The sequence below is a fragment of the Frankia sp. Hr75.2 genome (assembly GCF_949319125.1).
GTDB classification, from domain to species: domain Bacteria; phylum Actinomycetota; class Actinomycetes; order Frankiales; family Frankiaceae; genus Parafrankia; species Parafrankia soli.
On the sequence record NZ_CASGGV010000328.1, the window covers coordinates 1 to 13,858 of the forward strand.

Sequence of the window (13,858 nt, forward strand, 5' to 3'; positions counted from 1 at the left end):
CCGCCACACTTTCGCTACGCGTGGTCATATTGTCTACTTAATTGGTAGAGAATATGGGCTATACTCTTGGTGTGCGCGTGTTTTTCCGCCCGGGAGGAGGGCCGGCATGGCGCTGCCTGATTTCGTCGTCATCGGGGCTCCCGAAGCCGGGACGTCGAGCCTGCACGCCGCGCTCACCCGCCACCTGGGCCTGGCGATGTCCCCCGTGGCGGAACCGGGCTACTTCCTGACCTCCGGACGTCCCCGGGACGACGCCAGCCCCCCCGGCCACGGCGGCGGTGCCAGCTCCGGCGGTCCCGTTGGCCCTGCCGGCCATCCTGGTCTCGGCGGTTCCGCCAGCCCCACCGGTCTCTCCGGCCCCGGTGGCTCCGGTGACCTCGCTGGCACCGGGGGATCTCGGGCCGCGGGCGGTGCTGGCTTAACCAGCGAGAACTACATTTGGTGCCTTTCGGACTATGAGACGTTGTTCCGGGGTGGTGACGGGCGTCGTCCGCGCGGTGAGAGCACTCCTTACTACCTTGCCGAGTTCTCCGCCCAGCGGCGGATGCACGAGCTTCTGCCCTACCTGCGGATGATCGCCGTCCTGCGTGACCCGGTGGAGCGCGCCTACGCGAACTGGCTCGCGCACCGAAGGACCGGGCTGGAACCGCTGCCGACCCTGATCGAGGCGCTCGACGCCGAGGAGGAACGGTGCGCGGCCGGCTGGAGTCGCAGGTGGCGGTACGCCGAGCTCGGGAGGTACGGCGTCCAGCTGCGGCGGTTGTACACCCTGTTTCCGCCGAGCCAGGTGCTGCTGGTGCGTTACCGGGACCTGGTCCTCGAACCCGCGGCCGTGCTGCGCCGCGTCTGCGGATTCGTCGGGGCGGTCGACCCGGCGGCCGGTTTCGGGTGCGACAGCCGGATTTTCGCGCCGGCGACAATCGATCCCGGCACGACACGCGTTGTCAGGGAGGCGGTCCCGGCGGCCGTCGATCCGATGGACGCCGTGCTGGCCGAGCTGCGGCGCAGCCTCAGGCCGGGTCCGCCGCCACCGCCCGGCCTGCGCGAACAGGTCCTCGACCGGTTCCGGGACGACATCGCCCTACTTGGCCAGCTGACGGGATCCTCTTTCGCGGAGTGGCTCGACCGCGGCGACCTCCCCCTGACCGCCGGCCGCTGACCCGCGCCCGCCGGCCCGCCGACGGCTGACCTGCCGGAGGTGGACGCGCGGCCTGAAGACGGTAGCGTCGGCCCGGATGAGCACACAAGCGGGTGACAAGGCCGAGCCGGACGTGGTGGAACTGCGTCCGCTGCCCTACGACGGTGTCCGCTCCGTCGCGGTCGGCACCGTCATGTGGCTGATCGCCCTACTGGTCATGATCCCGTTCGCCGACGATCTGCGGGCGGATGGCCGGCTCTGGTGGATCGCGACGGCGGCGGTCGGCTTCGTGCTCGGGCTCATGGGCCTGTGGGTCGTCGTGCGACGCCGGAATCGGCTGCGCGCGACCGCCGCCGAGCCCGACTGAGCACCAGGAGTCAAAGATCGTCGAGGTCGTCCTCGGCCTGACGGCGGCCGGCGCCGTCGGGATCCCGCAACGCGGCGGCCAGTCCGTGCCGGCGCTCCCACTGGCCGGCCCGCCAGGCCAGAGCCCGGGCGAGCGCGTCCGTGCCGGCCTCGGCGTCGACGTGGATCTCACCGCCGATGCCGCCGACGACCCGCCACGGCACCCGGACCCGTCCCCCGCCCAGGCTTGAGATCCACAGCTCGGGATGGACCTGGTACCGCGCGACGAGGGGACGCGCGGCGCCCGGCACCGCGGCCAGGTCGACCCCGTCGAGCGAATCCGGGGTGTCCGCGGCCCCGACCAGGGTCGCGCTCCCGACGACGACCGCGTTGCCGGCCACCATGACGGTCCTCGTCACGGCCCTGCCCGGAACCGCACCGCGAGCGAAGTCGGCCAGCTCCGAGGCGAGACGCAGCCCGAGGATGTGCGCGGCCTCGGCGGCGCGATCCAGTGGCAGGCGCAGCGCGGGATGGTCGGCGCCGATCACTTCGAGCAGGTCCGGTGCGTCCACGACCACCACGTCGGCGGAGCGGAACACCCCGGTCGGGGTTCGTACGGTCAGCGGCGGATCCAGCCTTGGGCCGGTCGTGCCGGAGGGGTCGGCCCCGAGCAGGCCGGCCGCGCTCACCGCGGCCATGTAGAGCGTCCGGGCCGCCGGCCAGCCGATCTCGCGGTCGGCGTCGCCGAGCCGGTCCAGCAGGTCGATCACCGCGTCCGGGTCGGTGAGCACGTCGTCGAGGGTGAGCCGGCAGCCGAGCCGGCGCAGCAGCTCCGGGTCGACGCCCGGCAGCGGCGCACCCGGCGCGAACAGCCCGGTCAGCAACGGATCGGCGCCGGGCAGGACGAGCTCGCCCGGGGGGAGCCGGGTGTCCGGGTCGCCATCCACCGGCAGCAGCGCGTGCCGGGCCAGCCACCAGCGGGTGTACGAGGGTTCGGCGCCGAGAACCACCCGGCGCAGGGGCGGGCGGGCGAGCTCCGCAAGCGCCTCCGGCCATGCGTCGGGGTCGACGAGCTCAAGGTCGCGGACGGCCGCGAAATGCCGGACAACCCGCGGCGCCCCTGGCACACCGTGCGCTCCTGGCACACCGTGCGCTCCCGGCACACCGTGTCCACCCGGCACGCCAGCCGCGCCGGGCCCGCGGCCGGAGCCTCGCCCGTCACCGGAAGCCGCGGTGCCCCGTTCCCCCGTCCGGTCGGCGGCATCGTGGACGTCGTCCGCCCAGGTGTCGCTGTCGTCAAGCTCGAGCAGGACGGGCTCGTCCGGGTCGAGGGTCACGTCCGACGCGTAGAGGACGCCGAAGGTCCGCAGGACGCCGACGGCTTCGAGGACATGGTCCGGCCAGGCGGTGCTCAGCCGTGGGTCCAGGGCGCCGAACGGCGCGTCCTCGGCCAGCAGGCGGTCGAGCGGTCCGTCGGCGATCACCAGCTCGGACGCGGGCGCGAAGCCGCCGCCCTGTTCCGGGAGCAGCAGCCCACCCAGCCACGACGGCATCGCGGACGGCCCCTGCTCCGGGTGCGGATCACCCACGGTGTCGGACGGGAAGCCGCCGCCGTCCAGCCCGTCATTGCGGTCGTGCCCGTCCACATGTGCGGTGTGCTCGTCCGAATGGACGGTGCGCCCGTCTGAACTGGTGGCGTGCTCGTCCGGATGAGCGGTGTGTCCATCCGGGACAATCGCGCGCACCAGCGCGAGTACGGCGGCGGCGAGGGCGTCCAGCTCGCCGGGGTCGTCGTCGGGGTCGGCCTGGGTGACGGCCTCGCGTACCGCCGGGTCCCGCAGCACCCCGGCCGGCGTGCCCTCCGAGGCGCCCAGGGTCCGCAGCGCGTCGCGGGCCGTACCCGCGCACGCGTCGGGATGGACGACGCGCAGCGGCAGCCCCGATCGGGCCAGGGCCACCACGTCCAGATCGGGGGTGGGTAGCAGGGCCCCGCGCGGTCCGGTGACCATCCGGCTGGGTGGTGTCGCCAGGTCGGCTCCACCCCCGTCCGGTCCGGTCCCGGTGGACGGATCAGCATGGGCGAAGGCCGGCGTGGAGCCGAGGTCGTCGCCGTCGGGCACGACCACGACCGGAACCGGCAGCGCGCCCAGGGCGTCCCGGTCGGGTGCGGTCAGCAACAGCGGGTACAGCCCGGCCCACCAGGACGGCGTCCGCCGCATGCCGCGCAGGACCTCGACGACGGCCCCGGTGTCCAGGCGGCGGACGCCCAGGAGGTCGAGGGCGGGCCGGCGGCGCCGGGTGGCGAACTCGGCCGGCAGCAGCCCGTCGAGCACGGCCTCGTCAGCCTTCCCCGCCGCGGCAAAGTCCGCCAGGTCCGGGTCCGTCATCTCCGTCCGGTCCAGGTCCAGGTCCGCCAGGTCTGTCAGGGCCGCGCCGTCCGGATGGCGGGGGTCACCGGCGCCCGCCCCGCCCCCGGTGAGGTCGGTGCCGGAGCCCGTCTCGGCGCCCGCGCGCAGCAGGTCGGTGACGGCGTCCGTGGCGGGGCCGAGGTCCAGGACGAGGCAGTCCCGGCCGCGGCGGCCGCCCGGCAGGACGGGGGCGTCCGGCAGCAGCGCGAGCAGGCGGTCGCGCAGCCGGCCGTCCACCTCGCTGCGGGGCAGCCCGGTCGGCACGAGGTCCAGGACGGTGAGGGGATCGGGAGCCGCGTGGCGCTCCCCGTCCGCGCCGTGGTCACCGCTCTCGGCGCCGTCCGGTCGGGCGGTGGCCAGGTGAGCGGCGAGCGCGACGACCGTGTCGGCGAGCCGGTCGGTGAGCCAGTCCCGCAGGGGCCCGGGCACGGTGTGCCGTCGGGACGGATCGAGCGGCAGGTCGACGCTGATCAGCGCGGGCAGGCCGACGGCCTCGTCGGTCGGCTGCGGCGCGCGCACCACCTGCGCCACCTCGGCGGGCCAGCCGCCGTCCGGGATCATCACCCGGGCGTTGTAGGTGGTCCTGTCACGCTCCTCGACCGGGCGGTCGGCGAGCAGCTCGGACGGGATCGAGCCGCGGTGGACACAGCCGCGCCACCGCGTGCCGTCGACGGTGGCGATTTCGAGGTCGGTTCCGTCCGGCCCGGGGAGCACCGGCTCCCAGACACACCGGTGGGTTCGGACGTCGCCGTCCACCTCGACGACGATCTCCTCAAGGCCGGGCAGGACGAGGGGCAGCGTGGGGTCGAACGCGGCGATGAGCTCGCGTGCCGTGGCCGCCGCCGCCGTGTCCCGCAGCGGCAGCCGGACGACGGTGTCGAACCCGTCGCCGGGCCCGGACGCCGGGTCGCCGAGGTCGAAGGGCAGGCGCAGGACGGGCACGGCGCCGGCGCGGCGGTCGAGCTCGCGGCGCAGTGCGTCCGCGCCCGTCGCGACAACCAGGTCGGCGGTGCGCTGGCGCGACCACTCCACCCCGCGCCACGCCACGCCGTGCCGGTCCACCCCGTGCCGTTCCACCCCGCGCAGGTCCGTACTGTGCTGGTCCGTACTGTGCTGGTCGGCGTCACGCCAGTCCGCCGCGTCGCCGGGGCCCGAGGGCGCCCGGGAGACGATCGACGGCGTGTCCGTCACCGCGAGGACCGCGGCGAAGCCGGCGCCGAAGCGGCCGACTGCCTGCACGTCGCGCTTCGCGGACGCGCGCAGCGTCGACAGGGCCTCGACGCCGGCGGCGGTCAGCGGGGCGCCGGTGTTCGCCACCTCGAGCAGCCCACCCGGCCCGCCGTGCGGGTGCTGCTCCGACGTGAGCCTGATGTGTACCTTTGCCGGCACACCGGCGGCCGCCGCCGCGTCGACCGCGTTCTGGAGGAGCTCGACGAGCAGGCGGTCCCGGTAGGCGCCGAGAGCGGCGTCCTCCTCGGCGTTCGCGTCCTCCCGGAAGCGGCTCGCGGAGGCGGTCCACGCCTCGATGACACGTGCCCGAAGCGCCGCGGTGTCGAACGGGGTGGCATCCACGGCCTCATCCTCGCCCGTGGCGGGACGGCCGAGCGGCGAGGGGTGCCGCGGCCGGCGTCCCGAGAGACGCCGCCGCCGCGCGGGACCGCTGTGCGCGAGCGCCGTGTGGACGCCGGTGGGACAGCGGTGGGACGGCGGCACGCACGAGAGGGGAGACGAGTCCGGTGGCACGGGGCGATGCGCAGGACGGCGATGCGCGCGGCGGCGCGGCCCGGGAAGGTACTGCGCGGGGTCGCGCGGGGCGGGGGGGCTCGGCGCGGCGCGGGGGGCGCGGCGGCGCGGCGGGATTCGCTCCGGCGCTGCCAGGGGCCCTGGAGGAGCAGTGGAAGGCGATCTCCGGCCACGTCGGCGGGCTCCCCGACGAGGCGTTCGCGGCCCCGAGCGCACTGCCCGGCTGGACTACCGCCGAGCTCGTGCTGCACACCGCGCGCTCGGCACTCACCCTCAGCGCCGCGCTGCGCGGGGACCCGGCGCCAGGCCTGGCCAGGGGATCAACGCCCAGCCTGGCCGGGGGATCAGCGGGCGGCTCGGGCGGAGGACCGGCGGGCGGCTCGGGAGCGGAGTCGAGCCTGGCCCGGACCGGCGGTGCGCCGCTCGTGACCGCGGCCGACTACCTGGCCGGCACCGGAGCCCGGGCCGGGGCGATCGCGGCCACGGTCCGGGATCTCGCCGCCGGCCAGGCTCCGGAGGCGGTGCGCGTGGCCTTCCGGGACGCCGCCGCGGGCGCCGCGGCGGACCTGGCTCGCCTCCCACCGGACGAGATCGCCGACCGGCTGGTGATCACCGCGGGTGGGCGTATGCGGTTGGGTGAGTTTTTGCTCACCCGAGCGGTGGAAGCGGTCGTCCACGGCCTGGACCTGGGTGTGCCCCCGGCGCGCCCCGCGTTGAAGACCGTCGTGCGGCTGTTCACGTCGATGCTCGCCCAGCGCGCTCCGGGGCACGCGGTGGAGCTGCGGGTGCCCCCCTTCTCCGCCGTGCAGATCGTCGAGGGGCCTCGGCACACCCGCGGTACACCGCCGAACGTCGTCGAGGCCGACCCGGCCGCGTTCGTCCTGATCGCGACGGGCCGGCTGGCCTGGGAGGCGGCGCTCGCCGACGGCCGGATCCGCGCCAGCGGTGAGCGTGCCGATCTACGGTTCCTGCTGCCGCTGCTCGCCTGACCGCATCCGGCCCGCCTGCCGGACAGCACCGGGCCGGCCTGCCCTGACGGCATCCGCCGCCCGCTCGACGGCACCCGCCGTCCGCCTGACGGCGCCTGGATGTTTGTCTGGTCGCAACCGGGCGGGCCGGTGTGCGTGTTTGTCGTGTTTTCTTTGTGACCTCTGCGTCGCGTGACGGGGGAGATCGCGCTCGACCGGCCGATCGGCGTCCCCGCTGCTAGCGTTGGTTATGTGGGGAGTCGAGGGCGGGCGTGAACGTCGGGTGGTCCCGGGGTGCTTCCCGTGGCTGTCGGTTGATGTGAGTGTCGTCATGCCCGGGGGTGTCACGACATTGCCTTGAACCCGCCCCGTTCCTCCCGACATCTCGGTCACCCTGACCTCTCTAGGAGACCTGGTGCCACACGTCGCCCACAGCGACGACCCCGCATCTCGCCGGGAGTCGACGTCCGTCCGCCGCCCGCCGCAGTCTCGCGACGGCCGCCGTCGCGACGGCCTTCTCCACGGTGCCCCGCGCAACGGTGATCCTCTCGGCGGTGATCCTCTCGACGACGATCCCGGCCCGCGCGACGCCTGTGGCGTCTTCGGTGTCTGGGCGCCCGGGGAGGACGTGGCGAACCTCACCTACTACGGCCTCTACGCCCTCCAGCACCGCGGCCAGGAGGCCGCCGGGATGGCGGTCGGCGACGGCCGCACCGTCGTCGTGTTCAAGGAACTGGGTCTGGTTGCCCAGGTCTTCGACGAGATCACCCTCTCCAGCCTGTCGGGGCACGTGGCCGTCGGGCACACCCGGTACTCGACCACAGGCTCGTCCACCTGGGAGAACGCCCAGCCGTCCTACCGGACGGCGGGTTTCGGCGGGCCGATCGCGCTCGGCCACAACGGCAACCTGACGAACATCATCGAGTTGGCCGGGTCGCTCGGCGACAGCGAGGGCGGCCAGGGCGCCACCACCGACTCCGACCTGATCACCGCGATGCTCGCCGCGCATCCTGGCCCGACCCTGGTCGACGCCGCGATGGACGTCCTGCCCCGGCTGGCGGGGGCCTTCTCGCTGGCGTTCGCGGACGCGTCGACCCTGTACGCGGCGCGGGACCCGCACGGCATCCATCCACTGGTGCTGGGCCGGCTCGACGACCGGCCGGACGGCGCGTGGATCGTCGCCAGCGAGACCGCGGCGCTCGACATCGTGGGCGCCCGCTTCGTCCGCGAGATCGAGCCCGGTGAGCTGGTCGTCATCGACGCAGGCGGCCCGCGCTCGCTCACGTTCGCCCAGGCCGACCGGCATGTCTGCCTGTTCGAGTACGTCTACCTCGCCCGCCCGGACACGACGATCGGTGGCCGGTCGGTGCACGCCACCCGGGTCGAGGTGGGCCGGCGGCTCGCCCGGGAGGCACCGGTCGAGGCCGACCTGGTGATCCCGGTCCCGCAGTCCGGTGTGCCGGCCGCGGTCGGCTTCGCCGAGGCGTCCGGCATCCCGTTCGGTGAGGGCCTGGTCAAGAACTCCTACGTCGGGCGGACGTTCATCCAGCCGTCGCAGACCATCCGCCAGCGGGGCATCCGGCTCAAGCTGAACCCGTTGCGCGACGTCATCGAGGGCCGCCGGCTCGTCGTCGTGGACGACTCGATCGTGCGTGGCAACACCCAGCGGGCCCTGGTGCGGATGCTGCGCGAGGCCGGGGCGACCGAGGTGCACGTGCGGATCTCGTCGCCCCCGGTGCGGTGGCCCTGTTTCTACGGCATCGACTTCGCCACCCGCGCCGAGCTGATCGCCAGCGGCTGTGGCGTGGAGGAGATCCGGCGCTCGCTGGGCGCCGACTCGCTCGCCTACGTCTCCCTCGAGGAGCTGGTGGAGGCCTCCGAGCAGCCGGCGGACGCGCTGTGCCGGGCCTGCTTCGACGGCATCTACCCGGTTCCGCTCGCCGACTCGGACAAGCTGGGCAAGTACCGGCTGGAGCCGTTCGGGCCGCAGACCACGGAGGAGGTCATCGCGCAGGCCCTCCGGGAGCGGGTGACCCTGGGGATGAACGGCGCGGACCCGTCCCCCGACAATCACGATCTCGATCTCGACCTCGAACCCGTCCCGCTCGAGCCCGCCCAGGACGTCGGCGCCGCGCGCGCGAACGGGGCACGGCCCGACGGGACGAGAGCCGACGCCGTGGCGGTCGACGGCGCACCGGCCGACGGGTTGGCCACGAACGGAGCCATCACGAACGGCGTGGCAGCCAATGGGGTGGCCACGAACGGCATGGCAGCGAACGGAGTCGCCACGAACGGGGCCACGGTGAACGGAATGACAGTGGACGAGGTGGCAGTGGACGGCGCACCGCTGGGCAGCGCGCGGTGGTGAGGCACGCCAACGGATCCGGCCAGGGCTCAGAGGCCGGCGGCCAGGGGAGCACCACCGAGGGGCGCTCGGTCTCCTACCGGGACGCCGGGGTCGACGTCGAGGCCGGCGACCGGGCCGTGCAGCTCATGCGCCAGCACGTCGCCCGCGCCACCCGGCCCGAGGTCGTCGGGTCACTCGGCGGCTTCGCGGGCCTGTTCGCGCTGGACGTGGCCCGTTACCGGCGCCCGCTGCTCGCCTCGTCCACCGACGGCGTGGGCACGAAGATCGCCCTGGCCAGGGCGATGGACGTCCATGACACGGTGGGCATCGACCTGGTCGCCATGGTGGTCGACGATCTCGTTGTCTGCGGCGCGGAGCCGCTGTTCCTGCTCGACTACATCGCCTGTGGCTCCCTCGAGCCGGCGCGGATCGCCTCGATCGTCGCCGGGATCGCCGCCGGCTGCGAGCAGGCCGGGTGCGCCCTGGTGGGTGGCGAGACCGCGGAGCACCCCGGCCTCATGGGAATCGACGACTACGACCTGGCCGCGACGGGGGTCGGGGTCGTCGAGGCCGACGCCGTGCTCGGGCCGGAGCTGGTCCGGCCGGGGGACGTGGTGGTCGCGATGGGGTCATCCGGTCTCCACTCCAACGGTTTCTCGCTGGTAAGACACATCCTGTTCGGTCCGGTCGAGCCTGACCAGCCCGGAGGCGTCTCCGTGGCGGGTCGGGAGGCACTGGCGAGGCGCGAAGAGGCCCTGGGGACGACGCTCGGACAGGCGTTGCTCACGCCCACCCGCATCTACGCCCGGGACTGCCTGGCCGTCATCGAGACGGCCGAGGTGCACGCCTTCGCCCACATCACCGGCGGCGGTCTCGCGGCGAACCTGGCCCGTGTGATCCCGCCGGGGACGGCTGCCGTCGTGGAGAGATCGACCTGGGCTCCGCCGGCCGTGTTCGGCCTGCTCGCCGAGCGCGGCGGGGTGAGCGAGGCCGACATGGAGGCCACGTTCAACCAGGGGGTCGGAATGGTCGCGGTCGTCGCTCCCGCCGAGGCCGAGGCCGTGGTGCGGACGCTGGCTGACCGCGGCGTCGCTGCCTGGATCGCGGGACGGGTCGAGCCGCTGCCCGGCGGAGCTGGAGAGGACGGCGTGGCGCGCCTCGTGGGCACCCACCCCTGACGCGGCCGGCGGCCCGGCCACGGGCGGCCCTGGTGCGGCTCGCCCCGCCACGGCCGCCCGGGCAAAGAGGCGGCCGGTCACGAGCCGGCTCGTCGGGGGCCGCGTGCGGACCAGCCCGAACACCTGCCCGCGGGACATCCACGTGGGCGGCCGGCCATCACTGACATGGGAGGCTCCTCGGTCGGGAAGATCCTGACCTCTGAGACTCTAGGACGGAACACCGACAGTTCCGCCCAGCCTGGCTCGGCGCCCGGTGTGCCCGCGCGAGGCGGGCGTACCGGACTCGATCTGCTGCCGACATGGACGACCACCTGTCGCCAGGTGGTCGCAGCCGGTCCCCCGGATTTCCCGGAGGCCCGGCGTCGGCCGGGGCAGCCCCGGGTTCAACGGGACGAGCGGTGCTCGTCCTCATCGTCCAGGTAGGCGTCGTAACCGTAGTCGTCATCCGAGTACGGTTCGTCGCTCTCGGTCTCCCGCGTAGTACCCGCGCCCAGATCCGCCTTCAATCGGTCGAGATCCATAGTGGGCGAGTTGTACTTGAGCTCGCGGGCGACTTTCGTCTGCTTGGCCTTCGCTCGGCCGCGCCCCATGGCTCGACCCCCTCGAACATGACGACGGGGACCCGCCCCGGTGCTCTCACTGTCTCGTGCTTCCCGAGACTACAGGGATCGCAGCCTACTCGGCACGCCAACCCGACAGTTACCTGTCGTCGGACAACACGGCGGAGATCATCTGACCCCTACGGATGGTCCCGGGACTCCCCTGACAGCGGGCCCGCGGGCCCGCCGCGACGCCCGCGCGCCGGTGCCCGATGTGCCCAGCGTCACGGCTTCCGGGGGCGGGAAAGGCGTGCTGGCACACGGGTTCCGGGCGTGCCCGCCGGTGACGGTCAGGGCAGCAGGATGCCCCGCAGCCGGCCGATGTCGGTCATCCGGCGCTCTGCGAAGCGTCCCGCCGCCACCGCCGGGGTGGCGCCCTCCGCCTCGGCGAGCCGGAAGATGTCCAGCGCCGTGTCGAAGATCCGGGCGGCCCGGGCCCTGGCCCGTTCCGGGGAGTACCCCTCGATCTCGTCCGCCACCTGGATCAGTCCGCCGGCGTTGACCACGAAGTCGGGCGCGTACAGCACGCCCGCGTCGGACAGGACCTTGTCCATGCCCGGGTGGGCCAGCTGGTTGTTCGCCCCGCCGCAGACGATCTCCGCCCGCAGCGCGGGCACGACCTCGTCGGTGAGCACCCCGCCCAGCGCGCAGGGCGCGTAGATGTCGACCTCGGCCCGGAGAAGCTCGTCGGGGTCGGCCACCAGCTGGACGTCGGGATGGCGGGCGCCCAGCCGCCGCAGGGCGCCCGGATCGGTATCCCCGGCCAGAACGGTCGCCCCCTCCTCCACCAGGTGCCCCACGAGGCGCAGGCCGACCTTGCCGACCCCGCTGACGGCGACCCTGCGCCCGGCGAGCGAGGGTGTCCCCCATCGGTGCCGGGCGCAGGCGCGCATCCCCTCGAAGACGCCGTACGCGGTCAGGACCCCGGAGTCGCCCGAGCCGCCGTGCGCCGGCGAGCGGCCGGTGACCCAACGGGTCTCCCTGGCGACGGTGTCCATGTCCTCGACGTACGTCCCGACGTCGCAGGCCGTCACGTAGCGGCCGCCCAGCGAGGCGATGAAGCGCCCGTAGGCGCGCAGCAGCGCCTCGGTCTTGTCGCGGGCGGGGTCGCCCAGGATGACGGCCTTGCCGCCGCCGAGGTCCAGGCCCGCGCAGGCGGCCTTGTAGGCCATCGCGCGGGAGAGCGCGAGGGCGTCGGCCAGTGCGGACGCCTCGTCCGGATAGGCGTGGAACCGGGTGCCTCCCAGCGCCGGCCCCAGCGCGGTCGAGTAGATGGCGATCACGGCGCGCAGGCCACTGGCCCGATCGGAGCAGAACACCACCTGCTCGTGCTCCGCGCCGGCCTCGAACACCGACGAGACTCCCGTGGACGTGCCGACCACCGCTGACATGACCGAGCCTCCCTCCGGACGGCTCCGCGAGCCGACGGCCCGTGAGCCCTGTGCGCGGCGGGCTCCCGCCGGCCGCTGCGGCGAAACATTACGGGCCCGGCCCGCGCGGCTCCTGTCGTGCGGGCCGCCGCCGTCCGGGCGGCCCTGACGGGCGCGGAGCCGGCCCGGGAGGGGGTCCGGCGGGGTCGCGGTGCGGCTGGCGCTACCGGGTCTCACCGGGGCGATCGCGCGGGTTGCCCGACCTCTCATCGCCGCCGGGCCCGCCGCGCCCGTGGTCCGTGCCAGGATCGGAGGCATGCCAGGATCCAGGGGCATGTCCGCACCTGTTCCGGCCCTCCACGGGGGGTCGGCGTCCGTGGCGATCCCGCTGCCGGCGGGCATCGCGGGTGACGCCGCCGTCGAGGCCGGTGTCTAGCGTGGCTGTCGTCTCACCCGCTGCCTACCTGCGGGTCTACGAGCCGTTGGCCGCCTTCCCGCCCGCGGACCGCGTCCGTTGGCAGCGGTACGCGGCCTCGGGGCCGCCCTCGCGGCGCGCGGGCGCCCGGCGGGAGCGGGTCGTGGCGCTGGTGGCGGCCGTCCGGCCGTCGCTGGACGTCGCCGACGAGTCCGCCTTCGTCCAGTGGGCGGACGGCCTGATGTTCGTCTGCCCGTGGTCGACGCAGCTGCGGGTGTGGCAGGCGGCGATGGAGTTCCGCGGGCTGATGCCGGAGCGCGTCGCCGAGGCCTTCCTCCCGCGCCGGCTGGTGGACCCGGCGGAGACAGAGCTCGACCGGTGGAAGGCACGCCGGCCCGAGATCAAGGTCCATGTCCAGACCTGCACCTGGATGGTGCCGCCGACCTGGTTCGTACTGTTCGACCCAGCGGAGCGGGCGTTGGTCACCGGTGACAGCGCCGACCGTTCCATGGTCTACCGGACCACGATGAGCCTCGCTCGCCGCCGGGTCGGCCGCGCGGTGGAGGCGATGGAGACCCTCCGGGCGGCGAACACCGACGCCCCCGCGATCGAGGGCGTCGCCGAGCTGGCCCGTTGGCTGGGGTCCTTCCATCCGCAGAGCAGGGTCGAACTGGACTACGACGGGCTAGTTGACCTGCTGGACGACGACATGCTGCGGCGGGACACATCCGTCGAGGACATCGTCGAGGCGGTCAGCGCGTTACGCCGTGGGCGAACAGACCTTGCGGTCGAGGCGTACGAACGAGTGCTGATCAGGTGGAGACCCCTGCAGTCACGGGAATCTGCCAGTTGATCGGCGCCGCCTGTTAGCGCAGCGTTGCCCTCCGCTTCGGACGAGCTGTGACTAGTCAGCAGATGGTCCTGACGTGCCATGTCCGAAATGCCCCCGAAGGATGCACGATCTGTATGGGACGGAGCGACGCTCTGTGACGGGAGGCCAACGCAATGACGACGAGAACGCCGGATGCCGAGCCGCTGCTGACGCCCGCCGAGGTAGCCACGATGTTTCGGGTGGACCCGAAGACCGTGACCCGGTGGGCCAAGGCCGGAAAGCTGACCTCGATCCGGACTCTGGGCGGTCACCGCCGGTACCGCGAGGCGGAGGTGCGTGCCCTGCTGAAGGGAGTTCCGAGCATCGGAAGTGACATCTGATAACTGCGCCGAACCGGCGCTGATGGCGGCGTCCTGGTAGGACCAGGCGTTCGGCGGCTGCCCGGCCGGGCGAACAACCCGACGGCCGGACCCGCCTGCTGAGCGGACGTCCCATATGCCTGAACTCTCCACCGC

At 73.8% G+C, this 13,858-nt stretch carries 10 protein-coding genes; 7 read left to right on the forward strand and 3 right to left on the reverse strand.

Annotation, left to right across the window (positions count from 1 at the left end; genetic code table 11):
• The first annotated feature begins 106 nt into the window (after positions 1 to 106).
• Together AC559T_RS30780 and AC559T_RS30785 are read left to right on the forward strand one after the other, a co-directional pair.
• Positions 107 to 1,159, forward strand: coding sequence for a sulfotransferase family protein (locus AC559T_RS30780; RefSeq protein WP_112107845.1), 1,053 nt, complete (start codon positions 107 to 109; stop codon positions 1,157 to 1,159).
• A gap of 76 nt (positions 1,160 to 1,235) precedes the next feature.
• Positions 1,236 to 1,505 carry a DUF2530 domain-containing protein gene (locus AC559T_RS30785; protein ID WP_071064927.1) on the forward strand — a complete coding sequence of 90 codons (270 nt, stop codon included), beginning with the start codon at positions 1,236 to 1,238 and terminating at the stop codon, positions 1,503 to 1,505.
• A gap of 10 nt (positions 1,506 to 1,515) precedes the next feature.
• Here the strand turns inward: AC559T_RS30785 and AC559T_RS30790 are convergent, their stop codons facing one another.
• Positions 1,516 to 5,463: a sacsin N-terminal ATP-binding-like domain-containing protein gene (locus AC559T_RS30790; protein WP_498870934.1), complete on the reverse strand. Its 3,948-nt coding sequence runs from the start codon at positions 5,461 to 5,463 to the stop codon at positions 1,516 to 1,518.
• 164 nt (positions 5,464 to 5,627) lie between these two features.
• Between AC559T_RS30790 and AC559T_RS30795 the strand changes: the two genes are divergently transcribed.
• The 3 genes from AC559T_RS30795 to purM all read left to right on the forward strand — a co-directional run bounded on the left by AC559T_RS30795 (position 5,628) and on the right by purM (position 10,127).
• Positions 5,628 to 6,623 carry a sterol carrier family protein gene (locus tag AC559T_RS30795; protein WP_498870935.1) on the forward strand — a complete coding sequence of 332 codons (996 nt, stop codon included), beginning with the start codon at positions 5,628 to 5,630 and terminating at the stop codon, positions 6,621 to 6,623.
• Positions 6,624 to 7,017: 394 nt separating this feature from the next.
• Entirely contained in the window at positions 7,018 to 8,970 is a 1,953-nt protein-coding gene (gene purF, locus AC559T_RS30800; RefSeq protein ID WP_498870936.1) for an amidophosphoribosyltransferase, read from the forward strand.
• Positions 8,967 to 10,127 (forward strand): phosphoribosylformylglycinamidine cyclo-ligase, encoded by a 1,161-nt coding sequence (gene purM, locus AC559T_RS30805; RefSeq protein ID WP_498870937.1) that lies wholly within the window; start codon positions 8,967 to 8,969, stop codon positions 10,125 to 10,127. The genes purF and purM overlap by 4 nt, the downstream gene beginning before the upstream one ends.
• A gap of 383 nt (positions 10,128 to 10,510) precedes the next feature.
• On the opposite strand, the gene AC559T_RS30810 is transcribed toward purM, so the two are convergent.
• Together AC559T_RS30810 and AC559T_RS30815 are read right to left on the reverse strand one after the other, a co-directional pair.
• A complete protein-coding gene (locus tag AC559T_RS30810) occupies positions 10,511 to 10,717 on the reverse strand; it encodes a DUF3073 domain-containing protein (protein ID WP_018503970.1) in 207 nt (68 codons plus the stop codon).
• 299 nt (positions 10,718 to 11,016) lie between these two features.
• Positions 11,017 to 12,117, reverse strand: coding sequence for a Leu/Phe/Val dehydrogenase (locus AC559T_RS30815; protein WP_071064923.1), 1,101 nt, complete (start codon positions 12,115 to 12,117; stop codon positions 11,017 to 11,019).
• A 416-nt stretch (positions 12,118 to 12,533) separates the two neighbouring features.
• On the opposite strand from AC559T_RS30815, the gene AC559T_RS30820 reads away from it, so the two are divergent.
• Both AC559T_RS30820 and bldC read left to right on the forward strand, forming a co-directional pair.
• Complete coding sequence (locus AC559T_RS30820; RefSeq protein WP_020464584.1) at positions 12,534 to 13,364, forward strand: DUF8083 family protein; 831 nt, start codon at positions 12,534 to 12,536, stop codon at positions 13,362 to 13,364.
• Positions 13,365 to 13,516: 152 nt separating this feature from the next.
• Entirely contained in the window at positions 13,517 to 13,723 is a 207-nt protein-coding gene (bldC, locus tag AC559T_RS30825) for a developmental transcriptional regulator BldC (RefSeq protein WP_006540950.1), read from the forward strand.
• Positions 13,724 to 13,858 lie beyond the last annotated feature (135 nt).

Coding starts and splice junctions, on each gene's coding strand:
- AC559T_RS30815 (WP_071064923.1), bottom strand. CDS start 12,117: ATGTCAGCGGTGGTCGGCACGTCCACGGGAGTCTCGTCGGTGTTCGAG.
- AC559T_RS30780 (WP_112107845.1), top strand. CDS start 107: ATGGCGCTGCCTGATTTCGTCGTCATCGGGGCTCCCGAAGCCGGGACG.
- AC559T_RS30785 (WP_071064927.1), top strand. CDS start 1,236: ATGAGCACACAAGCGGGTGACAAGGCCGAGCCGGACGTGGTGGAACTG.
- bldC (WP_006540950.1), top strand. CDS start 13,517: ATGACGACGAGAACGCCGGATGCCGAGCCGCTGCTGACGCCCGCCGAG.
- AC559T_RS30810 (WP_018503970.1), bottom strand. CDS start 10,717: ATGGGGCGCGGCCGAGCGAAGGCCAAGCAGACGAAAGTCGCCCGCGAG.